At 70.4% G+C, this 22,098-nt stretch carries 21 protein-coding genes; 11 read left to right on the forward strand and 10 right to left on the reverse strand.

Annotation, left to right across the window (positions count from 1 at the left end):
• Positions 1-84: 84 nt before the first annotated feature.
• Positions 85-540 carry an RDD family protein gene (locus tag ABZ552_RS20680; protein WP_281874678.1) on the forward strand — a complete coding sequence of 152 codons (456 nt, stop codon included), beginning with the start codon at positions 85-87 and terminating at the stop codon, positions 538-540.
• Positions 541-584: 44 nt separating this feature from the next.
• Entirely contained in the window at positions 585-977 is a 393-nt protein-coding gene (locus ABZ552_RS20685) for a YrdB family protein (protein WP_281874679.1), read from the forward strand.
• 48 nt (positions 978-1,025) lie between these two features.
• Here the strand turns inward: ABZ552_RS20685 and ABZ552_RS20690 are convergent, their stop codons facing one another.
• Together ABZ552_RS20690 and ABZ552_RS20695 are read right to left on the reverse strand one after the other, a co-directional pair.
• The gene (locus ABZ552_RS20690; RefSeq protein ID WP_281874680.1) at positions 1,026-1,760 is read right to left on the reverse strand and encodes a DUF4191 domain-containing protein; all 735 of its coding nucleotides are present in this window, start codon (positions 1,758-1,760) and stop codon (positions 1,026-1,028) included.
• 58 nt (positions 1,761-1,818) lie between these two features.
• Complete coding sequence (locus ABZ552_RS20695) at positions 1,819-2,262, reverse strand: hypothetical protein (protein ID WP_281874681.1); 444 nt, start codon at positions 2,260-2,262, stop codon at positions 1,819-1,821.
• A gap of 678 nt (positions 2,263-2,940) precedes the next feature.
• Here ABZ552_RS20695 and ABZ552_RS20700 point away from each other — a divergent pair.
• Positions 2,941-3,681: a polysaccharide deacetylase family protein gene (locus ABZ552_RS20700; protein ID WP_357439086.1), complete on the forward strand. Its 741-nt coding sequence runs from the start codon at positions 2,941-2,943 to the stop codon at positions 3,679-3,681.
• Positions 3,681-4,799, forward strand: a complete 1,119-nt coding sequence (locus ABZ552_RS20705) for a glycosyltransferase (protein WP_357439089.1) — start codon at positions 3,681-3,683, stop codon at positions 4,797-4,799. Before ABZ552_RS20700 ends, ABZ552_RS20705 begins: the two co-directional genes overlap by 1 nt.
• A gap of 6 nt (positions 4,800-4,805) precedes the next feature.
• On the opposite strand, the gene ABZ552_RS20710 is transcribed toward ABZ552_RS20705, so the two are convergent.
• Positions 4,806-5,711: a DMT family transporter gene (locus ABZ552_RS20710; protein ID WP_357439092.1), complete on the reverse strand. Its 906-nt coding sequence runs from the start codon at positions 5,709-5,711 to the stop codon at positions 4,806-4,808.
• A gap of 111 nt (positions 5,712-5,822) precedes the next feature.
• On the opposite strand from ABZ552_RS20710, the gene ABZ552_RS20715 reads away from it, so the two are divergent.
• Genes ABZ552_RS20715 through ABZ552_RS20730 form a run of 4 tightly spaced genes read left to right on the forward strand, consistent with a single transcriptional unit; the run spans position 5,823 to position 10,203 of the window.
• Complete coding sequence (locus tag ABZ552_RS20715; protein WP_357439095.1) at positions 5,823-7,490, forward strand: CocE/NonD family hydrolase; 1,668 nt, start codon at positions 5,823-5,825, stop codon at positions 7,488-7,490.
• On the forward strand, positions 7,487-8,857 hold the full coding sequence (locus ABZ552_RS20720) for a M20 family peptidase (protein ID WP_281874686.1): 1,371 nt from the start codon (positions 7,487-7,489) through the stop codon (positions 8,855-8,857). The genes ABZ552_RS20715 and ABZ552_RS20720 overlap by 4 nt, the downstream gene beginning before the upstream one ends.
• Positions 8,854-9,741, forward strand: coding sequence for a lysophospholipase (locus ABZ552_RS20725; RefSeq protein ID WP_357439099.1), 888 nt, complete (start codon positions 8,854-8,856; stop codon positions 9,739-9,741). The genes ABZ552_RS20720 and ABZ552_RS20725 overlap by 4 nt, the downstream gene beginning before the upstream one ends.
• 9 nt (positions 9,742-9,750) lie before the next feature.
• Positions 9,751-10,203: a 6,7-dimethyl-8-ribityllumazine synthase gene (locus ABZ552_RS20730; RefSeq protein ID WP_281874688.1), complete on the forward strand. Its 453-nt coding sequence runs from the start codon at positions 9,751-9,753 to the stop codon at positions 10,201-10,203.
• A 5-nt stretch (positions 10,204-10,208) separates the two neighbouring features.
• Here ABZ552_RS20730 and ABZ552_RS20735 read toward each other — a convergent pair whose 3' ends face one another.
• Together ABZ552_RS20735 and ABZ552_RS20740 are read right to left on the reverse strand one after the other, a co-directional pair.
• Positions 10,209-11,648 carry a metallopeptidase gene (locus ABZ552_RS20735; RefSeq protein ID WP_281874689.1) on the reverse strand — a complete coding sequence of 480 codons (1,440 nt, stop codon included), beginning with the start codon at positions 11,646-11,648 and terminating at the stop codon, positions 10,209-10,211.
• A gap of 204 nt (positions 11,649-11,852) precedes the next feature.
• Positions 11,853-12,797, reverse strand: a complete 945-nt coding sequence (locus tag ABZ552_RS20740) for an endonuclease/exonuclease/phosphatase family protein (protein WP_357439104.1) — start codon at positions 12,795-12,797, stop codon at positions 11,853-11,855.
• Between the two features lie 111 nt (positions 12,798-12,908).
• On the opposite strand from ABZ552_RS20740, the gene ABZ552_RS20745 reads away from it, so the two are divergent.
• On the forward strand, positions 12,909-13,301 hold the full coding sequence (locus tag ABZ552_RS20745; RefSeq protein ID WP_281874692.1) for a hypothetical protein: 393 nt from the start codon (positions 12,909-12,911) through the stop codon (positions 13,299-13,301).
• A gap of 161 nt (positions 13,302-13,462) precedes the next feature.
• Here the strand turns inward: ABZ552_RS20745 and ABZ552_RS20750 are convergent, their stop codons facing one another.
• Together ABZ552_RS20750 and ABZ552_RS20755 are read right to left on the reverse strand one after the other, a co-directional pair.
• Positions 13,463-14,110 carry a cysteine hydrolase gene (locus tag ABZ552_RS20750; protein WP_281881087.1) on the reverse strand — a complete coding sequence of 216 codons (648 nt, stop codon included), beginning with the start codon at positions 14,108-14,110 and terminating at the stop codon, positions 13,463-13,465.
• A 2-nt stretch (positions 14,111-14,112) separates the two neighbouring features.
• On the reverse strand, positions 14,113-14,439 hold the full coding sequence (locus ABZ552_RS20755; RefSeq protein ID WP_063020336.1) for a hypothetical protein: 327 nt from the start codon (positions 14,437-14,439) through the stop codon (positions 14,113-14,115).
• Positions 14,440-14,547: 108 nt separating this feature from the next.
• On the opposite strand from ABZ552_RS20755, the gene ABZ552_RS20760 reads away from it, so the two are divergent.
• On the forward strand, positions 14,548-14,883 hold the full coding sequence (locus tag ABZ552_RS20760) for a helix-turn-helix domain-containing protein (protein WP_281874693.1): 336 nt from the start codon (positions 14,548-14,550) through the stop codon (positions 14,881-14,883).
• Positions 14,884-14,929: 46 nt separating this feature from the next.
• Here the strand turns inward: ABZ552_RS20760 and ABZ552_RS20765 are convergent, their stop codons facing one another.
• The 3 genes from ABZ552_RS20765 to ABZ552_RS20775 all read right to left on the reverse strand — a co-directional run bounded on the left by ABZ552_RS20765 (position 14,930) and on the right by ABZ552_RS20775 (position 20,980).
• The gene (locus ABZ552_RS20765) at positions 14,930-17,941 is read right to left on the reverse strand and encodes a bifunctional [glutamine synthetase] adenylyltransferase/[glutamine synthetase]-adenylyl-L-tyrosine phosphorylase (protein WP_281874695.1); all 3,012 of its coding nucleotides are present in this window, start codon (positions 17,939-17,941) and stop codon (positions 14,930-14,932) included.
• 57 nt (positions 17,942-17,998) lie between these two features.
• Positions 17,999-19,336, reverse strand: a complete 1,338-nt coding sequence (gene glnA / locus ABZ552_RS20770; RefSeq protein ID WP_159840268.1) for a type I glutamate--ammonia ligase — start codon at positions 19,334-19,336, stop codon at positions 17,999-18,001.
• A 165-nt stretch (positions 19,337-19,501) separates the two neighbouring features.
• A complete protein-coding gene (locus ABZ552_RS20775) occupies positions 19,502-20,980 on the reverse strand; it encodes an alpha/beta hydrolase (RefSeq protein WP_281881088.1) in 1,479 nt (492 codons plus the stop codon).
• A 245-nt stretch (positions 20,981-21,225) separates the two neighbouring features.
• Here ABZ552_RS20775 and panB point away from each other — a divergent pair, with 245 nt between their 5' ends.
• A complete protein-coding gene (gene panB, locus ABZ552_RS20780) occupies positions 21,226-22,083 on the forward strand; it encodes a 3-methyl-2-oxobutanoate hydroxymethyltransferase (RefSeq protein ID WP_281874696.1) in 858 nt (285 codons plus the stop codon).
• The last annotated feature ends 15 nt before the right edge of the window (positions 22,084-22,098 follow it).

Here is a 22,098-nt window from a genome sequence, read left to right on the forward strand (position 1 = left end):
CTGCCCCCGCCACGGCGCTCGCCGACGCTGAACTGGCGCTTATGCGGTCCCGGCCGCCGGTTCGGCCGCGCCTATCCTGGGTGCATGGCACGCATCACCGGCTCCTGGCTCTCCGGACCCCCGGCCGACTCCGGCGGCCCGGCAACCTCCGAGTTCCCCGGTGCACAACTCGGCCTGCCGAAGACCGGAGCGGGCTCACTGGCCGGCATGGGCCGCCGCATCGCCGCCCTGTTCGTCGACTGGCTGATCGCGCTGGGCATCGCGGCGCTGATCACCCGAAGCGGGTCGGCGTCGAGCCTGACACTGCTGATCTGGTTCGTCATCGGCGTGGGCGCGGTCACACTGTTCGGCTTCACCCCGGGTCAGTACTTCCTGCGCCTGCGGACGGTCCGCATCGACGCCCCGGCGCCGGTCGGCTTCGTCCGCGCGCTGGCCAGACAGGTGCTGCTGCTGTTCGTGGTGCCCGCGCTGTTCACCGACGCCGACGGCCGCGGAATGCACGACCGTGCGACCGGTACCGCGCTGGTGCGTTCACGCTGAGCCGCCCGCCATCGGCCACCGTGTCACCGCGTTAGGCTGCGCCGGTGTCGTCGCGTCCGGTGATGCTCGTCATCCGTTTCCTGCTCGAGCTCGTCGCGGTGGCTTCGTTCGGCGTCTTCGGCTGGCGGGCGTTCGGAGAGCCGTGGAATTTTCTCCTGATGGTGGCGCTGCCCGTCGTCGCGGCAGTCGCCTGGGGAACCTTCGCGGTGCCTGGCGACCCGAGCCGTGCCGGGCAGGCGAGGGTCGCCGTGTCCGGCTCCGCGCGCTTGGCGATCGAGCTCTCGGTGCTCGGCGGCGGGGCGCTCGCGCTGCAGTCGGCGGGGCTGCCGCACTGGGGTGTGGCGCTCGCCGTGCTGGTGATCGTCTATCACGTGCTCGCCTACGACCGGGTCGTCTGGCTGCTCACCCGTGATTCGGCGACGCGGCGTCGACCGTAGTCCGCCGGAGCAGTCGCAAGGCCCGTGCACCGAATGGGCCCGCTCAGGTCAGCGGCGGCGGATGGTCCGCTGCACTCCGCGCATCTTGGCGCCGGCGGGCATCGGCCCCTTCGGGAGGGCGGGTCCGCTGCGCGCGCTGAGCGCGGAAAGCCGGCCTTCGATGAGGTCCATGCGCTTGGTGTCGATGTTGCGGGGCAGCTTGGTGAGGTAGCGCTGCAGGTCCTTGAGCGGGATCTGGCCTTCGTCGTTGCCGATGACGACGTCGTAGATCGGGGTGTCGCCGATCAGCCGGGCCGTGCGCTTCTTCTCTTGGGCGAGCAGCGACTTGACCCGTTGCGGGGCGCCTTCGGCGACCAGCACCACGCCGGGCAGGCCGATCACCCGGTGCACCGCGTCCAGCTGCGTGGTGGCGGCGACGCCGTTGCTCACCCGCCACTTGCCCTGAAGGTTGTCCAGCACCCAGGCTGCGGCGCCCGCCTGGCCCTCGGCCTTGCGGTAGACGCTCTTCTGCACCCGCCTGCCGAAGATGATGAACGCCGCCAGCGCGCCGAGCACCACGCCCAGCGGGACCAGGAACCAGGTCAGCCCGAAGATCAGGCCGATCACGACGAAGACGGCGGTGATGCCGACCAAGGCGCCGATCATCAGCGGCAGCAGCAGCTTGTCTTCCTTGCGCTGCATCTGGAACGCCTGCCACAGCTGCTTGCGGCGCTCTCTCGACTGCTGCTTGCGGGCCGCTTTCGCCGCGGCCTTCGCTTCCTTGGTGGGCTTACCTGCTGCCATGTCTCTCAGAATAGTGCCCAGGTAGTCGCGGCTCGCCGCCGGACAGCGGCCCGACGGGCTACCCCCGGCGCGCGATCGGACCGAGCACGGTGAGATCCAGGTCGCCGGACGCCTCGGTCCAGCCCATCGCCCGCAACTCGACCGGGGCCGCGACCCCGAGAGCGTCCCGCAAGCCGACGGCCACCGAGCGAGCGAACTCGAGCAGGCTGTTCGGCGCGATCGGCCAGAAGAGGGTCCTGGTCCAGTTGTCCACGTCGCGCCGCACGACGGGCTCGTGCCAGCCCAGTGCGCGCAACGCCTGCGCGGCGGTCTCCGGGATGGGGTCGGTCAGGTAATGATTCCCGGCCAGTTCGGCGGACAATTTGATGTCGTATTGGACAAATTGGACATAGCGATTTCCCGGGGCGGCGATGATCAGGGTCGCCCGGGAGGGCAGCTCCGCGAGACAGTGCGCCAGTGCTTGCACGAACCGTTCCCAGTCCGCGGTTTCCGGCTCGCTCATTCTTCCCCCGGGTATTCGCACTGGCCTGATCATACGCCGCGCCGCCGGGAACACCAGACGAAATTTGTTGCCTCGCCTACTGGTTCGCTCCGGTTCGCCGCCGTCGGCCGTTCCCCCTCGAAACTACGCCTGCCTGCGGCATCTCCATCGTGGGCCCGGCGTTCGACCGGATACCGCCGCGTCCGTTCACGATCGCGGACAGCGTCCGGGACCCGCGGGCGCGTCTTACCCACGACAGTCCGGAGAAGCCGCCGTAGAACCAAGTGCGGAATGCACTGTGGAGATCGCAAGCGTTTCCCGTGGACGCCATTCCTTCACCTGCGGAAAACGCCGGCTCGGAAACGAAAAGGCAATTGCTGCCGCGCTTTCGCCACGTGGTCCTCGCACAGTCGTCTGTCCGGCCGACGTTGCGCGGAAGTACGGGATTCGCCCGGATCACCGGGTCCCGCTGCTCCGGGCACGTGCTGCGTGGGGTCTGCGGCGGGCGCGCGGTCGGTCGTATCCGAGCTGCCGGTTCGGGCCGATATCTATCCGGCGATCGACTCGGCGACACAGCCGCAACCGTATCGAGCATGCCCGGCGCGGTCGCGACCGCGCCGGGAGCCGGGAACGCATCCTTCAGACGAGCGCACCGCGCTGTTCAGCTCGCGGCCACCGGGCGGTGTTAGCTTCCCCGACGTGTGTGCGCGGTTGGTGGTGAGCGTCCATGACGTCGCACCGGCGAGTGCGGCGGAGACGGCGCGTTGGTGCGCCGACGCCGATCGGTTCGGCATCCCCGTCTCGCTGCTGGTGATTCCGGGGCCGTGGCGGGGCAGGCGGTTGTCCGACGAACCCGATTACGCCGCGTTCCTGCGGGAGCGCAGGCAGGCCGGTGACGACGTCCTGACGCACGGGTGGTCGCACCGGGCGGGGCCGGAGGGCGGGTGGCCGCGCCGGGCGGTAGGCCGTGCGGTGGCGCGCGGCGCGGCGGAGTTCGCCGCCTTGAACGCGGGCGCGGCCACCGACAAACTGCGTGCCGCCGCCGAGGTGATGTCCGGATCAGGTTTGCCCACGACCGGTTTCACTCCCCCCGGCTGGCTGGCCTCACCCGGCGCGAAGCAGGCGCTGCGCGCGGCGGGATTCACCTACACGACTTCGCATTTCGGCGCCGAGCACCTGGGCACCGGACGCCGGTATCGCGGATTCGCGCTGTCGCACCGGCCGGGCGGCGGCTGGTCCGAACGGTTCGGCGCGGCGATGCTGGAGACGGTGGCGCGGCGCACGGCCGAGCGCGGCGGGTTGGTCCGGCTGGCGCTGCACCCCGACGATCTGAGCAGGCCGGGTCTGCGCGACTCCACGCTGCGCGCCATCGATGCGGTACTGCGGACCGGCGCGCATGCGATCACCTACGGCGAGCTGGTCGGATCGGCGGTCGGCTAGTGCGGATCGTGCAGATCGCCAACTTCTACACCCCCGCCTCCGGTGGTTTGCGCACGTGTGTCGACGAGATCGGACGCGGCTATCGCGCGGCGGGTCACGACCGGGTCCTGGTGGTGCCCGGCCAGCGCGACGACGACGAGCACACCGCCTCCGGCCACCGGATCACTGTGCGCAGCCCGAAGTTCGGCGACGCCGGGTATCACGTGCTCACCGCCCGGAGCACCCGCCCCGTGCTCGACCGGTTGGCTCCGGACGTGCTCGAGTGCAGCGACAAACTCAGCGTGCGCTGGCTGGCGCCGTGGGCGCGCGGCGCGGGTGTCCCACTGGTGCTGTTCTCGCACGAACGGATCGACGCCATCCTGCGCTCGCGGGTGCCGCGCGGGTTCCCGCTCACCGCCGCGGCCGATCTGGCCAACCGGCGACTCTGGGTGCGTGCCGAGCAGGTCGTGGTCACCTCGCGTTTCGCCACGGCCGAGTTCGACCGCGTCGGCGCGCGCAACGTGCGCCGCGTGCCGCTCGGCGTCGACCTCGCGACCTTCCGTCCGTCCGCCGGGCAGCCGTCCGGCGACCGCTGCGGCGATCCGGTGCGACTGGTCCTGGTGAGCAGGCTGTCGCGGGAGAAACGCGCCGAACGGGCCATCGAGGCGATTCGGGTGCTGGTCGGCTCCGGCCTGCGCTGTGCGCTGTCGGTCATCGGGGACGGCCCGCTGCGTGCTCGACTCGAACATCAGGCGGCCGGGCTTCCGGTCGTCTTCCACGGCCACCTCACCGACCGGTCCGCGATGGCCGCGCTCGTCGCCGACGCCGACATCGCCGTATTCCCCTCCCCTGCGGAGACTTTCGGCCTCGCCGTGCTGGAGGCCCTCGCCTGCGGGACCCCGGTCGTCGTTCCCACGGCGGGCGCCGCCCGCGAACTCGTCGGCGATCCCGGCTCCGGCGTCGTCTGCGACGGCACCCCGAGCGGCCTCGCCGACGGCGTCCGCGCACTGCTCACCCTGCCGGAGGCGCAGCGCCGCGCGGCCGCCCGCGCCGCCGCGGAACGCTTTCCGTGGTCGGCGACGATCGAGAGCATGCTCGCGCTCTATGCCGATTACGAGACCCCGGCTCGCTCCGCCTGACCACACCTAAGCGATCGCCGCCCGCGCCGGGGCCTGCTCGGAAAGATCCCGTTCGTCGTGCAGCGTCGGCGAATTCGCCAGCAACGCGACGCCCACGATCACGGCGGTGGCCGCGCAGGCCAGCACCGGCGGGCGCGGGTGGACGGTCGCGGTGAACAACGTCAGGCCGACCAGATAGCTGAGCACCGGGTCGGTGATCGTCATCGCCGTCAGCGCCGTGGGCAGCGAGCCGCGGGCGTACGCCTCCTGGGTCAGGATGCCGCCGACGACGGTCGACACCGGAATGCCCAGCAGCGCCCAGCTCGGCTCCGGCAGCGCGCCCGTCGCCACCACGACCAGGACCGCCGTCGTGGCGAAACAGCAGCCCGCCGCCACCGCCACCAGCGCCGAGCGCAGTTGCGTCGAGCGGGCGAGCCGAGATGTGCCGAACAGCACGACGACCACGACGATGACACCGGCGCCCGCGGCGGGCAACAGGTCGCCGTGCACCGCCGAATGCGCGGGAATCCCCTGCGCGACGAGCAGGATCAGCCCGGCGCACACCGCTGTGGTTCCGGCCCAGTCGCGCACCAGCAGCGCGCGCCTGCGCCGCAGCGCCGCGAACGGCAACGCGAACAGCAGTTGCACCACCAGCAACGCCTGCACCACCGCGATGGCCCCGAAACGCAGCGCGAGCGCGTGCACGACGAACCCGGCCACGTTCGCCGCCTGCCCGGCCAGCCAGCGACGGTCGGCGATCAAACGCCGAGCGATGGCGGCGAGTAGCAGGAACCGTCCCTGCCCGGATTCGGTGGCGGCCTGCCGGGCGGCGCTCTGTTGCAGCGCCGCGGACACCGCGAACAGGAACGCGGCCAGTAACGCCAAGGCGATCGTCGCCATCGAGTCGACCGACCCGAAACCGTGTTCCGGCATGGCCTCGATGCTGACCCGCCCGGATGAACACCGGATGGCGTCGGCCCGGCTGCTGGACGACTACCCCGATTCCGGGGGCTGGACGACCGTCCGGGCACACTCGATAGTCCTATGGTGACCGACCGCGCCGTCCTGTCTCGTGCCCTGTGCGGCCTGCTGTTGCTGCTGGCCGCGTTCACCCCGGTGACCGCCGCCGCCGAACCGCTGCCGGTGCCCTACCAGTGGAAGCAAGCGTTCATCGACAGCGCGGACGGCACCCGCCTGCACGCGGACATCCTGCGCCCGGCCGGTCTCCCGGACGACGCCCGCACTCCTGTCGTCCTCACCGTCAGCCCGTATCGCGCGCACCTGGCGTACTTGAGCGAGCCGCGCCTGACCGGGGGACCGTCCACCGACAACCTCACCGCCGAACTCTTCCTGAACGCGGGCTACACCTACGTCGTCGTCGACCTGCGCGGGTTCGGCGGCTCCAACGGCTGCCCGGACTTCGGCGGCCCCGGCGAACGCGCGGACGTCGCCGCGGCCGTGGAGTGGGCGGCGAGCCGGCCGTGGTCCACCGGCAAGGTCGGATTGTTCGGCACCTCGTACGAAGCCTGGACCGGCCTGATGGGTCTGGCCGCCGCACCGAAGGGCCTCGCCGCGGTGGGCGCGTTCGAGCCGGTCGTCGATCCCTACTCCTACCTGTACATGCAGGGCGTCTCGTGGAAGTTCTCCGGCAAGCCGATCACCGAAAGCGGCGTGCGCCCCGCCGATTTCGCTGGGCTGGAGCACTTGCTCATCGCCTCGACCCCGCCCCGTCCTGAGGACTCCGGCGAATACCAGGCGAACGCGACGCAAATGCCGTGGCAGTGCTATCAGCGATACCTGTCCGAGATCGGCGACCACAACCCCGACACCGCGTTCTGGCGCGACCGCGACCTGGTCGCGCGACTGCGCGGCAGCACGATTCCGGTGTTCCTCGGCCAGGGTTTCGTCGACTACAACACCCGCGCCTACCGCGTGTTCGATCTGTGGAACGGCCTCGGCCCCGGCGAGCACCGGGCCTGGTTCGGCCAGTGGGGACACCGCACCTGCCACGACAAATGCGGCACACCGCACTTCGACACCGAGTTGCTGGCGTTCTTCGACAAGCATGTCGCGGACCGTGCCGTGCAGGTGCCGGGACCGCGGATCACCGTCGGCCAGTTCGACGGCCGCTGGCGCGCGGAGACCGCCTGGCCGCCCGCCGACGCGCGGCGGGTCCCGGTCGAGCTGCGGACCGGCTCCTATACCGACCGCGGGCTGGTCCCCGGACCCGACCGTGAACTGTGGTCGGTCTCCGCGCCGCTGACCGTGGACCAGCACCTGTCCGGCATCCCGACCGCCACTCTCCGGCTGACCGGCCCGGCGAACGCGACGGTCGCGGTCGAGCTCTACGACATCGCCCCTGACTCGCGCGCGACCGTCATCACCCGAGGGATCGCACCGGTCGGCGACACCGCCGAGGTCCGGCTGCTCGCGCAGGACTGGCCGATCGCGGCAGGCCACCGGATCGGCGTGCGGGTCACCGACGTGGTCGACGACGTGTGGTCGCACTCCCCCGCCTTCGCCCCGGTGACGGTGACCTCCGCGCGCGTCGAGCTGCCGCTGCTGACCGGAACGCGTCGTCCCGAGCTCGCCGGTGGGCTCACCGAGGGCATCGTGAAGTGGCGAAACGAGAAGACGATCGCCCTCGACCCGAGCATGCTGAACAATGCAACGGTGCCCATGACTCTGCCCGACCGCACCGGTGACCGATGACGGAGCCGGTCGACGACCCGACCGCCGAACGCCTCGCCGCCGCGCTGCGATGCGCGACGGTGTCCACCGACGACCCGCGCGACGCCGACAGCGCGGCGTTCGAGCGCCTCGACGCGCATCTGCGGGCGTCCTTCCCGCGCGTGCACGCCGAACTAGAGCTGGAGCGGTTCGCGCACAGCAGGCTCTACCGCTGGCCCGGCGTCGAACCGGACCGGGTGGCCGCGATCCTGCTCGCGCACCAGGACGTGGTGCCGGTGGACGACGCTCAGCGCTGGACCCATCCGCCGTTCGCCGGAGTGGTCGACGACGAATTCATCTGGGGTCGCGGCGCGATCGATGACAAGAGCCGCGTGCTGGCCATCCTGGAGGCGACGGAGTCCGCGCTCGCCGCGGGCGTGCGGCCCCGGCACACCGTCTACCTGGCCTTCGGGCACGACGAGGAGGTCTTCGGCGGCGAGGGGGCCGAGCGCATGGCCGACCATCTGCGGCAGGCCGGCGTGCGGGCGGATCTGCTGCTGGACGAGGGCGGGGTGATCACCGCGGGCGTCGTCGACGGCGTGCGGCAGCCGGTGGCGACGATCATGCTCGGCGAGAAGGGCTACGCCACGGTCCGGTTGTCGGTTACCGAGGTCGGCGGGCATTCGTCCATGCCGGGCAAGCAGACGGCGGTCGGCCGGATCGCGCGGGCGGTGGCCCGCATCCAGGACCATCCGATGCCGCTGCGCCTGATCCCGGTGATCGCGGACATGCTGGACCGGGTGCGCGAGGTCATGCCGGCCCCGCGGCGGCGTCTGCTCGGTCTGGCGCGCGTCGCCGCACCGGTGGTCGCCCGGGTGATGGCGGCCCAGCCGCAGACCGAGGCCATGGTGCGCACCACCACGGCGCCGACGGTGATCCGCGGCGGCGTGCGGGCGAACGTGCTGCCCCAGCGGGCCGAGGCCATGGTGAACTTCCGCATCCTGCCCGGTGACACGGTTGCCTCGGTGCTGGCGCACTGCCGCAAGGTGGTCCGGGACAAGGGCATCCGGTTCGAGCTGATCGGCATGTCGTCGGAGCCGTCGCGGATCACCGGGCCCGGTCCCGCCTTCGACTTGATCGCGGGACTCGCGCGCGCCGTCGTCCCCGGCATCGCGGTGACCACCGGCATCGTGCCCGGCGCGACCGACTCCAGGCACTACGACGACCTGGCGGGCACCCGGTGCAATTTCGCGCCGATCGTGCTGGACGAACGCGACCTGGCCTCGATCCACGGAACCGACGAACGGCTGTCGCGGGTCAACTACGCTCGACTCATCGAGTTCAATCGGCGACTGATCCAGCATTTCGCGACGGTCGGCGCGCCATCGACGTCAGGAGCCGAGGCATGACGACCGAGCCGACGGCGGGCGACGCCACGCCCACCGAGCCGCCCGCGATCCGCACCGAATCCGGTGAGTTCGACGGTATCGGCAGCGGAGTCGCCTGGCGGGCGTGGCTGCCGGAGGGCTCAGCGCGGGGCGTGATCGTCCTGGTGCACGGCGTGGCCGAGCACTCCGGCCGCTACGCGCACGTCGGGCAGCGTCTGGTCGCCGCCGGTTTCGCGGTCTACGCGCTCGACCACATCGGGCACGGGAAGTCCGCGGGCGGCAAGGCCAACATCGGCTCCATGGCCGCCGCCGCCGACAACGTCGCCGCCATGCTCGCCATCGCGAGCCGGGAGCAGCCCGGCGTGCCGCGGTTCGTCGTCGCGCACTCGATGGGCAGCCTGATCACCCTGTATCTGGCCACCCGCGCGCCGATCGACGTGGCGGGCGTCGTGCTGTCCGCCCCGCCGCTGGACATCCCGGTGGGCAATCCGGTGCAGCGCATGCTCGCACCGGTGTTGAGCCGGTTCACCCCCAATCTGGGTGTGCTGAAGCTGGATTCGTCGCAGATCAGCCGCGATCCGGCGGTGGTCACGGCCTACGACAACGATCCGCTGGTCTACCGGGGCAAACTGCCCGCCCGCACCGGCGCCGAGATGCTGAGCGCGACGGATACCGTCAAGCAGCGGCTGGCGCGGCTCACCGTGCCGGTGCTGGTGCTGCACGGCACCGCCGACGCGATCGCCGCGCCGTCGAGTTCCGATCTCATCGAACGCGGCGCGGGGTCGGAGGACCTCAGGGTGATCCGCTACGAGGGCCTTTACCACGAGGTGTTCAATGAGCCCGAGCAACAGAAGGTGCTCGACGATGTCGTCGGCTGGCTGGAAGCGCACCTTACCGAACAGTAGTATTCGTCCATGAGTACCACCGGATCCATCGCGTTCATCCGCGCCAGCTGGCACAGCTCGATCGTCGAGAAGGCGTACGAGGGCTTCCGCACCGAATACGCCGACCTCGGTTTCGATCCCGCCGGCATCGACGTCTACGAGGTGCCGGGAGCCTTCGAGATCCCGCTGCACGCCAAGCGCCTGGCGCATTCCGGCCGGTACGCGGCGATCGTCGCGTCGGCGCTGGTGGTGGACGGCGGCATCTACCGGCACGACTTCGTGGCGTCGGCGGTGATCGACGGGCTGATGCGGGTCCAGCTGGACACGGACGTGCCGGTGTTCTCGGTCGTGCTCACCCCGCACCACTTCCACGAGCACAGCGAGCACGTCACGTACTTCACCGAGCACTTCGTGACCAAGGGCGCCGAGGCGGCCCGCGCACTGGCGGGCACGCTCAGCTCGCTGCGGTCGCTGCCGGTGTAGCGCGCCTACCGGAACTTGGCCAGGCAGGCGCTCTCGCCGTCCAGCACGCCGGTGCGGAACGCCTCCAGCCGCTGGTAGCCGCTCGGCACGACCTTGCCGTTCACGTCGGCGGCCGCCGAGCCGTCGGCGAGCAGGCCGGAGACCGCCTCGTCCAGATCGCCCGCGGACAGGTGCGGATCGCTGCCCGGCTCGCTCAACTCGGTGGTCACCACGCCGCTGAGGCAGGCGGTGCGCAACCCGGCCGTTTCGGCTCCGGTGAGGGACAGCTTCCGATCCTGTTGCACCGCGAGCACATATCGCGACACGAAGACGACGAACGCGTTGTAATCACCGTCCACGACCGCCGACAGCGGGTCCTCGCCCGCCATCGGTCCGCCGCGGCGGGCCAGGGCGGGGACGTCGGTGCCGATCCGGTTCGCGCCCGGGCAGTAGGACACCGGCCGGGTGAGGGTGACGTCCGAGCAACCGCGGCCGACGCCGGAGTAATCGAACTGCGGCGGCCGCGTGACGGGGAAGATCTGCGCCAGCGCCTTGCTCAAACTGGTCAACGCGGCGGCATCCACCGGCAGCTGCGCCTGCTCCTCGCCGGGCTCGAAGGTGGTGGGGAGTTTGCCGCGGCGCTGGGCGATCTCCTTCCTGGTGATCTTCTTGCACCCGTCGGCGCCGTCGGTGTAGCCGATCTGCACCGCGGTCACCCGCTCGAAGGCCGACCCGTGCACGTTCTCCGGGTCGTTCGGGTCGCGGTCGCGCACGGCCACCGTCGCGCCGAGCACGGCGTTGAGCCCGTCGGTGGTGTTGAGCGTGAAGTGCGCCGAATCCCCCTCCGCCACATGACGGAGGAAGACACCGGCGAGGCAGTCGGCCTGCTGTTCCTGCACGAGCGGCGGAGTGAGCAGACCGGCGAGCTTGGCCTGGCCTTGGATGGCGTGCCCGTACTCGTGGGCGAGCACCATCACCACGGCCATCTCGCCGTACTTCTGCACCAGTTTCGGCAACAGGACGCCACGGTCCCAGCCGATGGTGTGGTCGCCGCCGCAGTAGGCGGCGTTGACCACTTGGTAGGTGTCGGACTTGCAGAACTTGACCGACTGCGTTCTGGGCGCCTTGGCGTCCCAGGAGATATACCTCGCGACCGGCTCGAGCGTGCCAGGGAAGTGCGCGGGGTACTCGGCGGCCCAGAAGTCCTGCACGTCGGCGATGGCGTTGAGCGCCAGCTTGTCGATGGCGCCGCCGTCGCCGTTCTCCGCTGTGAGCGGTGCGTCCGGCACGCCCTTGCGCGGGCCGTTCGGACCGGTGGCCGTCATCGATCCGGCCAGCTCCCAGGTGTCGGCGTGGGGCGAGACCTGCTGCGCCGCACGGTCGTTCGCTCCCGTGGCACAACCGGCGAGCACCGCGGTCACCACCGCGAGCACCGCCACCACACCGAATCGCTTGTTCTTCCGCATCGACCAGCCTCCCCGGTACCGCGTCTCGGGCCCGCCGAGCGCTCACATCGTAATCACCACGAACGCGCTTCGCGCATCACGACGTTCGTCCTCCGGTCCACAAGGCGCGCAACCACTTGCGGACGGCGGCGATCCGGCCGAAGAGGCGTACGCCGACCTGGATGTGACACAGCGCTCGGTGGGTAGGGTCGCGGCACGGACCCGTCAGTGCAGGTGGATGCGGCAGATCAGCGCTCGGTGGTCGGAACCGGGAACGGAAAGGGTGCGCAGCTGTTCGGCGGTGGCGTCGGCCAAGAGGATGTGGTCGATGCCGATTACCGGGCCCCAGCGGCGGTCCTCGGGAAACGTGGGCAGCAGACCCGCCCCGGTCTGCTCGGCGGCCGAGGCGAAGCGGCCGCGCAGGAGATCGCGATACGCCGTGTGGTCGCGAGTCGCGTTGAAGTCGGCACCGACGATGGCGGGACCGTTGTGCGCGTCGAGGATTTCGCGAATCCTGCGCATCTCCGCCTGCCACGCGGGGAAGTCGAACGGCGGCGGGACCGGATGGAACGCGAAGACGGCGATCGGCCCTCGTTCCGGGTGATCCATTGTCGCGGAGACATTGTTCAGGATGAAGCCGTCGTATTTCCTGCTGTCCCGCAACGGGTACCTGCTGAAGATGCCGGTGCCGCCACCACCGTCGCGGGTGGGTTCGGCGTAGTGATGCGGCAATTCGGCGAGCAGGCCCGCGCCCGCCAGGCGTTCGAGCGCCGCGCCGGTCAGCTCGTCGACCGTCAGCACGTCGACCCGGTGGTCCCGCACCGCGCGCACCACGGCGGCCGGATCGGCACCGCCGAACAAGATATTCGACTGCATGACGGTCACCTCGGGACCGCTCGCGGCCCGGCTCTCCGGCACGAACGCGGGCACCAGCGTCCAGAGCACCGCCGCGGCGAGCACACCGGCCACGGCCGCACTGCGCCACCCGCGCGCGATCAGCAACAACACCAGGCCGACGAGCGCCCCGATCATGAAGTACGACGCCCCCGACGCGAGCAGCACCAGCCCGCGCCGCTGCCACGCCCCGAAATGCAGCACGATCCCGAGGGCGCCCGCGGTTACTGCGCACCACCCCACACCGAGCAACGCCCGGTCCATCCATTTACGCATGCGGTCGAGCCTAGGCACCGTCTTCGAAGAGCCGGTGTAGCGCGGGTGTGGATTCCGTGTGCTCGAGCGAGATCCGCCGCACGTCTACACTGGCTCACTACTGCCGACGACGTGACGAGGTCGAGAATGTACGTCGAGGAATTCCGCGCGGAGGGGCCGCTCACAGCGGGGATCGCCGAAGATCTGGCCGTGATTCCGGGTGTGACCCGTTCGGCCATCACGATCAGCAGTAACGGGCGCAGCGTGCACGCGCCCGTCCTGCCGTGGTGCTGGGATGTCCTGCGGATCGACTCCGGCGACCTGGTCACCGTCACGACCGCGCACGGGCTCGGTGACGAAGACCGGCTGGCCATCCGCCGGTTCGTCGATCGCTTCCAAGCCTTGACCGGCGGGGCGACTCCGAGTCGCACACCCGGCGCCCGGAGTTCGGCAGGCAAGCGCGCGTTACGCGTGCTCGGCCGCAGCGGGAGAGCCGCTGTCCCGCGCGGATCGCGACCCTCCTGACGATCGCCTACCCGTCGGTCGATCATTCGGAGGCGGTGGGATACCGGCGCAGCGCATCCGAACTCCCGGTCGACGACGGCGGTCCCCGGCCGACGCACACCGGACGAATCCTGACGCGTCCAACGCGTCACAGCGCGCACCGCCTCACCGCGTCCGATGCGTCACGGCGCGCAGCGCCTCATCAGTTCGCTCAGTCCCGCGGTGTCCGTCGTCAGCGACCCACCGGCGAATTCCAGGGTGGCGTGCGCTCTTTCGGCCGCCGCCGGATGACCGGCTCCACAGGCGTCGGTGACGACGATCGGCAGATAACCCAGGTCCAGGCTGTGCCGGACGGTCGGCTCGATGCCCACCTCCATGGCGATGCCCGCCACGGCGTAGGTGTCGATGCCGCAGTCGCGCAAGGCGAAATCCAGCGGGGTCGCCGCGAAGGCCGACATGGTGATCTTGTCGAACACCACCTCGTCCGGACCGGGCGTCAGCTCGGGCACCAGGTGGAACTGCGGCGAACCCTGCGGGAAGCTCGAGCGCACGTCCGCCGGGTCGGCCACCCGCTGCCAGGACATGGCGGTGCGCAACTGGGCCACGCCCGACGCCGCGACCGGCAGCGACATGTGCCGGGTGTAGAAGACCCGGAATCCGCCCGCCCGGGCGGCGTCACGCAGCCGCACGCACGCGCGCACGATCTCCTCGCCGCCGGGAATCTGCCGCACGATGCCGACCTGCATGTCGTAGATGAGCAGCGCCATCCGCGTGGGATCGCAGGCGTCCGGCACGGTCTGCGGAATGCTCAAGCCGAATGCGTGCCGCATGCTCACGCGGTCCGGTCGTAGGGCTCGGCGACGTCCACGGCCGGGTCCATCAACGCCTCCAGCGGCAAGGGAGCCTGCACGGGGACGAACGTCCAGTCCAGGTACCCGGCCTTGGTGAGCGGGAAGTCCGCGACGTACTTGCGGGCCTCCTCGACGCTGTCGACCTCGAAGACGATGACCACCCCGGGCTCGTCGGCGCGGGCGTAGTTCTCCCGGACGATGCCCGCCTTCCACAGCCGCCACACATTGGCGACTTCCTCGGGCAGATACGGGTTGATCGTCTCCAGGGTGACGCCGGGCTTGAATCGGTCGAAAACGATGACCTTCATAGAATTTCGCTCCATGTGCGCGTGTGGTTTCCGGTGAACGGCATCCATGGAATCGCGATGATTACAGTGTTACAAGAACGCACTTTTCGGTGAGTACTCGGAGGACAGGTGCCCGGCAAGCGCTACAACTGCGCGGTGGAGGTGACCGTCGACCTGATCGGCGGCAAGTGGAAGCCGGTGATCCTCGCCCACTTGAAGGAGGGGGTGCACCGCTACGGCGAGCTGCGCAGGCGGATGCCCGCGACCAGCGAGAAGATGCTGGTGCAGCAATTGCGCGAGCTGGAGGCCGACGGCCTGGTCCGGCGCACCGTCTACGACACGGTGCCGCCGCAGGTCGAATACACCCTCACCGACGAAGGCAGCACCCTGGTTCCCGTCCTCACCGCCCTCTACGACTGGGGCGAACAGCGCGCGGCCCGCGCCGGGCTCACGCTCGAGTCCTGAATCCGGCTGCCGGAGCCGCGCGGGAAGCGACCAGCCGACGCGCGGCTCACGCGCCGAAGACGCGTTCGACGACGGCTTTGGCGCGCCGCGTGACGCGCATGTAGTGGTCGAGGAATTCGCTGCCGTCGTCGTTGGGCCACCCCGCGACGCGGGCGACCGCGGACAGGAGGCGGCCGGGGCCGGGGAGCTGGTCGGTGGGCTTGCCGCGCACCAGCACCAAGGCGTTGCGGGCGTTGGTGGCCGTCAGCCACGCGTCCCGCAGCAGCGCCACGTCCTGCGCGTCCAGCAGTCCGGTCCGCTCGATCACGTCCAGCGCCTCCAGCGTGGAGGTGTTGTGCAGGCCGGGCACCTCGTGGGCGTGCCGCAGCTGTACCAGCTGGACCGTCCACTCGATATCGGCCAGGCCCCCACGTCCCAGCTTGGTGTGGGTGGCCGGATCGGCGCCGCGAGGCAGCCGCTCGGCGTCCACCCTGGCCTTGATCCGCCGGATCTCGCGCACCGCCTCGGCCGACACACCGCCCTCCGGGTAGCGCACCTTGTCGATGACGTGCAGGAAGCGCACCCCGAGCTCCTCGTCACCGGCCACTTGGTTGGCGCGCAGCAGCGCCTGCACCTCCCACGGCTGCGCCCATTGCTCGTAGTACGCGGCGTAGGCGGCCAGCGTGCGTACCAGCGCGCCGTTGCGCCCCTCCGGCCGCAGCCCGGCGTCCACGTGCAGCGGCGGGTCGGTGCTCGGCGCGCCGAGCAGTTGCTGCACCCGGTCGGCCACCCCGATCGCCCACTTCACGGCCTTGGTCTCGTCCTCGCCGGGGCGCGGGTCGCAGACGAACAGCACGTCCGCGTCCGAGCCGTAGCCCAGTTCCATGCCGCCGAGCCGCCCCATGCCGATCACGGCGATGTCGGCGGGCGCGGGCGCGCCCCGTTCCGCCTCACCTGCCCGGATCACCGCGCGCAACGACGCCTCCAGCACCGCGACCCACACCGACGACAACGCCCGGCACACCTGCGGCACGTCGAGCATGCCGAGCAGATCGGCCGACGCCACCCGTGCGAGTTCGTGCCTGCGCAGCGAACGCGCCGCGGCCACGGCGCGTTTCGGGTCCTCGTAGCGAGCGGCGGCGGTGAGGATGCCGCGAGCCACCTCGTCGGGCTGCGGACCCAGCAGCAGCGGGCCGCCGGGGCCGTCGGCGTACATCCGGATCGTCTCGGGCGCGTTGATCAGCAGATCGGGCAGGTACTCCGAGGAGCCGAGCACGATCATGAGCCGCTGCGCGATCGCCCCTTCGTCGCGCAGCTCGCGCAGGAACCAGATCTGGTCGGCGAGCCCTTCCGACACCCGACGGTAGGCCAGCAGGCCCGCATCGGGATTCGGTGTCTCACCGAGCCATTCGAGCAGCGTCGGCAGCAGCAGGGCTTGGATGCGGCCTTTGCGCGACACCCCGCCGGTGAGGGCCTTCAGGTGGCCGAGGGCGTGTTCCGGCGCCGCGTAGCCGAGCGCGGCGAGCTGCCGGATGGCGGCCTCGGGGCTCAGGCGCAGCGCGTCGGGTTCCATGCGCACCACCGATTCCAGCAGCGGCCGGTAGAACAACTTGGCGTGCAATCGCCGCACGCGCACCGCGTTGCGGCGGATCTCGCTGGTCAGCACACCCACCGCGTCCTGCCTGCCGTCCGGCCGGATGTGTGCGGCGCGGGCCAGCCAGCGCATGCCCTCCTCGTCGTCGGCGGCGGGCAGGGTGTGGGTGCGACGCAGCCGCTGCAGTTGCAGGCGGTGTTCCAACAGCCGCAGGAATTCGTACGACGCCGTGAGATTGGCCGCGTCGTCGCGGCCGACGTACCCGCCGGCGGCCAGCGCGGTCAGGGCCTCGACGGTGCCCTGCACGTGCAGCGTCTCGTCCACCCGCCCGTGCACCAATTGCAGCAGCTGCACGGCGAATTCGACGTCCCTGAGACTGCCGCGCCCCAGTTTGAGTTCGCGTTCCCGCAGGTCGGCGGGTACCAGATCCTCCACGCGACGGCGCATCGCCTGCACCTCGGCGACGAAATCCGGACGCTCGGAGGCCGACCACACCATCGGCATCAGCGCGGCGCGGTACTGCTCGCCGAGCGCGAGATCGCCGGTGGCCGGGCGGTTCTTCAACAGCGCCTGGAATTCCCAGGTCCGCGCCCACCGCTTGTAGTAGGCGATGTGCGAATCCAGCGTGCGCACCAGAGCACCGGCTTTGCCCTCCGGCCGCAGTGCCGCGTCGACCTCGAAGAACGCCTGGCTCGCCACGCTCATCAGCTCCGCTGCCAAGCGCGTGGCGGTGGCGTCGGCAGGCTCGGCGACGAACACCACGTCGACGTCGCTGACATAATTCAGCTCGCATGCCCCGCATTTGCCCATCGCGATCACGCCCAGCCGCACCGGCACCGGCTCGTCCTTGCAGACCCGGGCCACCGCGACCGCCAGCGCCGCGGTCAGGGCGGCGTCGGCCAGGTAGGTGAGCTGCCTGCCGACCACCTGATAGGGCAGCACGGGCTCGTTCTCCACCGTCGCCGCCAGATCCAGCGCGGCCAGCAGCATCAGATGATCGCGGTACCGCTTGCGCAGCGACGCCACCACCTCGGGCCCCGAGACCCCGGCGCGGAACAGCAACGGGGCCGCGTTGGGCCCTCGCTCGGGTTCGGCCTCGACGACGGCGAGCAGATCGGCGATCAGCTCGTCGCGTTCCGGTAACTCCTTGCGCCGCAGACCCTCCCAGGCCGACGGCGCCGCGACGAGATGGTCGCCGAACGCGCTGGACGAGCCGAGCAGCGCGAACAGCCTGCCCCGCAGTGCCGTATCGGTACGGATCGCCGAATCGACGGCGTCCCATCCGTCTCCGATGCTCTCGCGCAGCCGCATGAGCGTGCTCAACGCGAGATCGGCGTCCGGCGCGCGGGACAGCGACCACAGCACGGGAATGCTCTCGACGTTGTCCCAGCCCAGCTCGCGCAGCGACGCGGCGGCCGACGGCTCGAGCAATCCGAGCCGACCGACACCGGGGACGACGGAGCGCGCAGACGGAGGCCGGACCATGGTTCTCAAATTACCCGGCCGCGACCGGGGGCACGCTCCCCCGGGGCATCACTCGGATTACAGCCCCAGGTATTCCTTCAGCTCGAACGGCGTGACCTGACTGCGGTAGTCCGCCCATTCCCGGCGCTTGTTGCGCAGGAAGAAGTCGAACACGTGCTCACCGAGGGTCTCGGCGACCAGTTCGGAGCGCTCCATCGCCTGCAGCGCCTCGTCCAGGGTGCCGGGCAACTCGCGGAAGCCCATCGCGCGCCGCTCCGCGACGGTCAGCGACCACACGTCGTCCTCGGCCTCCGGCGGCAGCGTGTAGCCCTTCTCGATGCCCCGCAGACCGGCCGCGAGCAGCACGGCGAAGGCCAGGTAGGGGTTGCACGCGGAATCGGGGCTGCGGATCTCGACGCGACGCGAGGACGACTTGTTCGGCGTGTACATCGGCACACGCACCAGCGCGGAGCGGTTGGACCGGCCCCACGAGGCGGCCGTGGGGGCCTCCCCGCCGTGGATCAGGCGCTTGTAGGAGTTCACCCACTGATTGGTTACCGCGCTGATCTCCGGGGCGTGCTCGAGAATGCCCGCGATGAACGCCCGCGCCGTCTCCGACAGGTTCATCGGGTCGTCCGGGTCGTGGAAGGCGTTGGTCTCGCCCTCGAACAGGCTCATGTGGGTGTGCATCGCCGAGCCCGGGTACTGGGCGAACGGCTTGGGCATGAAGGTCGCGCGCACGCCCTCGTCGATGGCCACTTCCTTGATCAGGTAGCGGAAGGTCATCACGTTGTCGGCCATGGACAGCGCGTCGGCGTAGCGCAGGTCGATTTCCTGCTGGCCCGGTGCGCCCTCGTGGTGGCTGAACTCCACCGAGATGCCCATGGACTCCAGCGCGTCGATCGCGTGGCGGCGGAAGTTCGGCGCCGAATCGTGTACCGCCTGGTCGAAGAAGCCGCCGCTGTCGGCGGGGATCGGGGCACCGTCCCGCGTTCCGTTCTCCAGCAGGAAGAACTCGATCTCGGGGTGCACGTAGCAGCTGAAGCCGACGTCGCCTGCCTTGTTCAGCTGGCGGCGCAGCACGTGGCGCGGGTCGGCCCAGGACGGCGAGCCGTCCGGCATGGTGATGTCGCAGAACATGCGCGCGGAGTGCTGGTGCCCCTTGCTGGTGGCCCACGGCAGCACCTGGAAAGTCGACGGATCCGGCCGGGCGACCATGTCGGCCTCCGAGACCCGGGCGAAGCCCTCGATGGCCGATCCGTCGAATCCGATACCCTCTTCGAACGCGCCTTCCAGCTCGGCGGGTGCGATGGCGACGGACTTCAGGTAGCCCAAGACGTCGGTGAACCAGAGACGTACGAAGCGGATGTCCCGCTCTTCGAGCGTCCGCAGCACGAATTCCTTCTGGCGATCCATGCCCGCGAGCGTAAGCATCCGGCGTTAAATCCGTGTTACATACACGCTTAAGATTGCTGACCTGGATTTTTTCGGAAGAGTCCGCACAGCCGGATCGTCCCCTTTGTGAGTTTTTTCCGGAAACGCCCGCGCGGGGCCACCGGTCGGCAACCGTGCCCGGCGGCCTCAGCAGGTGAGGCCGGGAGCAGGTTCGGTCAGATCGACCAGATAGGCGATGACCGCGTCGTCCACACAGGGCACGCCACCCGCCAGCGCCACCGTGTGCCGGCTGCCCTGGTAGGTGATCAGCGCGGCGCCCAGTTGCGCGGCCAGATCCACTCCGGCCTGGTACGGCGTCGCCGGGTCCTCGGTCGTCGAGACCACCACCGTCTTCGGCAGGCCCGCCACGGCGATGCGATGCGGTTCGCTCGTGTTCGGCACCGGCCACGCGGTGCACAGTTCCAGCGGCGCCGCGCCGGTGCCGCGGCCGTCGTCCAGGAACGGGGCCGCTTTGCGGTATTCCGCGTCCTGGCGGCCGGCCACCGCGCGATCGGTGATGCGCGGATCGTCCACGCAGCGGATCGCGTTGAACGCGTCGGTGGTGTTGGTGTACGTGCCGTCGTCGCGGCGGCCGTCGTACAGGTCGGCCAGCGCGAGCAACGTATCGCCGCGCCCGTCCCGCAACTCCGACAGCCCGAGCGTGAGCACCTTCCACAACTCGTCGGTGTAGAGCGCCTGGCGTACGCCGGTGAGCGCGTCACCGTAGGTCAGCCCGCGCGGATCGGTGGTCTGCGCCGGCTTGTCCCACAGCGGGTTCACCAGCGCGCGGAACCGCGCCACCGCCTGCGCCGGATCCGAGCCCAGCGGGCAGTCCGGCTGTTGCGCGCAGTCCGCGGCGTAGGCGTCGAACACCTTCTGGAAGCCCGCCGCCTGGCGCAGCGACTCCTGCACCGGATCCTGTGAGGAGTCGATGGCGCCGTCCAGCACCATGGCGCGCACCCGGTCGGGGAACTTCTCCGCGTACGCCGAACCGATCTTGGTGCCGTAGGAGTACCCGACGTAGGTCAGCTTCTCGTCCCCGAGCGCCGCACGCATGACGTCGAGGTCCTGCACGACCTCCCGGGTGCCGACATGGGCGAGGAAGTCCTTGCCGGTGCGCTCGGCGCAGCGGTCCGCGTACCGGCGGTTGTCGGCCTCCGCGTCGGCGATGCCCGCCGGGGTGTAGTCCTCCTCCGGCTCGGCTCGCTCGGCGTCCTGCTCCTGGGGTGTCTGGCAGACGATCACGGGCAGGGAGGAGCCGATGCCGCGCGGGTCGAAGCCGATCCGGTCGAAGCGCTCGGCCAGCTCGGTCTTGTTGCCGAGCGACGACAGGCCCAGACCGGATTCCCCCGGCCCGCCCGGGTTCATCACCAGCGAACCGACCCGCCGCCCGGTCGCCCGGGTGCGGGAGATCGCGATCTGCGCGGTCGCGCCGTCGGGCGCCGCGTAGTCCACCGGCACGGTGATCCGCGCGCACTCGGTGCTCGGCGGGAGCCGGTCGTCCGGTCCGCCGAATCCGGTGCAGTCGCCCCACTGCACCGTCTGGCCGTAGAACTTCTCCAACCCGGTGGGCGGCGCCGTCGTCGGCTGCCCCGATTCGGTGCGGGTGACGACGCACCCCGACATCAGGACAGCGACCGACGCCAGCACCGCCACCGGGAGCGCACCGCGCCCATTCCGAACCGTCGACATGCCTCCGATATTGCCACCGGGCACCCGGGGGCACCGCCCCGGGCAAACTTCGGCGCTGTGACCAATTGCACCGGTCATCGGCCTTAATCCGGCTCGGTGGCGGGTGGCACACTGATTCTCGTCAGACAATCCCGGGGACCCGGACGGGCCCCGAGGCGACACAGACGAAAGGGACGATGATGTCCGTATCCGATTCGGAAACCCCTGCCTACGGTGCGGCGCCCGCGGAGCCCAAGAAGGTCGTGCGCAAGACCAGGGTGCACCACTTGCAGCAGATGAAAGCCGATGGCGAACGCTGGGCGATGCTGACTGCCTACGACTACTCCTCGGCGCGGCTGTTCGAAGAAGCAGGCATCCCGGTGCTGCTGGTCGGCGATTCCGCGGCCAACGTCGTGTACGGCTACGACACCACCGTACCGATCACCGTGGACGAGCTCATCCCGCTGGTGCGCGGCGTGGTGCGCGGCGCGCCGCACGCGCTGGTGGTGGCCGACCTGCCGTTCGGCACCTACGAGTCCTCCCCGCAGCAGGCGCTGGCCACCGCGACCAGGTTCATGAAGGAGGGCGGGGCGCACGCGGTGAAGCTGGAGGGCGGCGAGCGGGTCGCCGAGCAGATCGCGCTCGTCACCGCGGCGGGAATCCCGGTCATGGCGCACATCGGCTTCACCCCGCAGAGCGTGAACACCCTCGGCGGATTCCGGGTGCAGGGGCGCGGCGACGGCGCCGAGCAGTTGATCGCCGACGCCATCGCGGTCCAGGAGGCGGGCGCGTTCTCCGTGGTGATGGAGATGGTCCCGGCGGAGCTGGCGGGGCAGGTCACTCGCAAGCTGACCATTCCGACGGTCGGCATCGGCGCCGGCGCCGACACCGACGCGCAGGTGCTGGTCTGGCAGGACATGGCGGGCTACACCAGTGGCAAGACCGCGAAGTTCGTCAAACGTTTCGGCAACGTGGGCGACGAATTGCGCGCTGCCGCCGCTGCCTACGCCGACGAAGTGCGCCGGGGCACCTTCCCGGGGCCGGAGCACAGCTTCTGAGATCGCGACCTCCCT

Source organism: Nocardia sp. NPDC019219 (assembly GCF_040632645.1).
GTDB classification, from domain to species: Bacteria; Actinomycetota; Actinomycetes; order Mycobacteriales; family Mycobacteriaceae; genus Nocardia; species Nocardia sputorum.

Excerpts from the sequence above, each read along its gene's own strand:
- ABZ552_RS20680 (WP_281874678.1), top strand. The coding sequence starts at position 85 with ATGGCACGCATCACCGGCTCCTGGCTCTCCGGACCCCCGGCCGACTCC.
- ABZ552_RS20690 (WP_281874680.1), bottom strand. The coding sequence starts at position 1,760 with ATGGCAGCAGGTAAGCCCACCAAGGAAGCGAAGGCCGCGGCGAAAGCG.
- ABZ552_RS20695 (WP_281874681.1), bottom strand. The coding sequence starts at position 2,262 with ATGAGCGAGCCGGAAACCGCGGACTGGGAACGGTTCGTGCAAGCACTG.
- ABZ552_RS20710 (WP_357439092.1), bottom strand. The coding sequence starts at position 5,711 with ATGCCGGAACACGGTTTCGGGTCGGTCGACTCGATGGCGACGATCGCC.
- ABZ552_RS20715 (WP_357439095.1), top strand. The coding sequence starts at position 5,823 with ATGGTGACCGACCGCGCCGTCCTGTCTCGTGCCCTGTGCGGCCTGCTG.
- ABZ552_RS20720 (WP_281874686.1), top strand. The coding sequence starts at position 7,487 with ATGACGGAGCCGGTCGACGACCCGACCGCCGAACGCCTCGCCGCCGCG.
- ABZ552_RS20725 (WP_357439099.1), top strand. The coding sequence starts at position 8,854 with ATGACGACCGAGCCGACGGCGGGCGACGCCACGCCCACCGAGCCGCCC.
- ABZ552_RS20730 (WP_281874688.1), top strand. The coding sequence starts at position 9,751 with ATGAGTACCACCGGATCCATCGCGTTCATCCGCGCCAGCTGGCACAGC.
- ABZ552_RS20735 (WP_281874689.1), bottom strand. The coding sequence starts at position 11,648 with ATGCGGAAGAACAAGCGATTCGGTGTGGTGGCGGTGCTCGCGGTGGTG.
- ABZ552_RS20740 (WP_357439104.1), bottom strand. The coding sequence starts at position 12,797 with ATGCGTAAATGGATGGACCGGGCGTTGCTCGGTGTGGGGTGGTGCGCA.
- ABZ552_RS20750 (WP_281881087.1), bottom strand. The coding sequence starts at position 14,110 with ATGCGGCACGCATTCGGCTTGAGCATTCCGCAGACCGTGCCGGACGCC.
- ABZ552_RS20755 (WP_063020336.1), bottom strand. The coding sequence starts at position 14,439 with ATGAAGGTCATCGTTTTCGACCGATTCAAGCCCGGCGTCACCCTGGAG.
- ABZ552_RS20765 (WP_281874695.1), bottom strand. The coding sequence starts at position 17,941 with ATGGTCCGGCCTCCGTCTGCGCGCTCCGTCGTCCCCGGTGTCGGTCGG.
- glnA (WP_159840268.1), bottom strand. The coding sequence starts at position 19,336 with ATGGATCGCCAGAAGGAATTCGTGCTGCGGACGCTCGAAGAGCGGGAC.
- ABZ552_RS20775 (WP_281881088.1), bottom strand. The coding sequence starts at position 20,980 with ATGTCGGGGTGCGTCGTCACCCGCACCGAATCGGGGCAGCCGACGACG.
- panB (WP_281874696.1), top strand. The coding sequence starts at position 21,226 with ATGTCCGTATCCGATTCGGAAACCCCTGCCTACGGTGCGGCGCCCGCG.